We start from the raw sequence: 916 nt of genomic DNA, 5'->3' as shown, positions 1-916 counted from the left end.
ACGACGTCGGCGACATCGTGACCGAGGCGGCCAGCGCGGGCACGGACACGGTGCAGTCGAGCATCAGCTACACGCTGACGGCCAATGTCGAGAACCTGACGCTGACCGGTACGGAAGACTTGAGCGGCACCGGTAACACGCTCAACAACGTCATTACCGGTAACAGCGGCAATAACATCATCAATGCTGGTGCCGGTGCGGACACGGTCAATGCAGGCGCTGGAAATGATGTCGTTATCGGCGGCGATGGCAACGACACATTGAACGGTGAGGCCGGCGACGATCAGCTGTTCGGCGATGCCGGTAACGATACGTTGAATGGCGGCCTGGGGGCCGACATGATGGAAGGCGGAATTGGCGACGACACCTATGTGGTCGACAACGTCGGCGACGTCGTTACCGAAGGTGTCAATGCGGGCATCGATACGGTGCAGTCGAGCATCACCTACACGCTGACTGACAATGTCGAGAACCTGACGCTGACCGGCAGCGCCAATATCAATGGCACCGGCAACGAGCTCAACAACATCATCAACGGCAATGCCGGCAGCAACATCCTGGATGGCATGGCAGGCAACGACACCATCAACGGCAATACGGGTAACGACACCCTGATTGGCGGCGACGGCAACGATACGTTGAATGGCGATGCTGGCGACGACCAGTTGTTCGGTGATGCCGGCAATGATCTTCTCAACGGTGGCGCAGGCGCAGACCGCATGCAAGGTGGCGAAGGCAATGACACCTATGTGGTGGACAACGCGGGCGACCTGGTTGTTGAAAATGCGAACGAAGGCACCGACACGGTGCAGTCGAGCATCAGCTACACGCTGACGGCCAATGTCGAGAACCTGACGCTGACCGGCAGCGCCAGCATCAACGGCACCGGCAATGCGCTGGACAACGTCATCACCGG

1 protein-coding gene is annotated in these 916 nt (G+C 59.4%); it reads left to right on the top strand.

Annotated elements, in window-relative coordinates; genetic code table 11:
• The coding region (locus ACYVIA_RS22260) for a calcium-binding protein (protein ID WP_460844494.1) at nt 1-916 on the top strand (916 nt) is incomplete at both ends.

This window comes from Noviherbaspirillum agri (assembly GCF_054780595.1).
The sequence above is the reverse complement of the archived record's forward strand: the minus strand, read 5'-3'. Positions and strand labels throughout refer to the sequence as shown.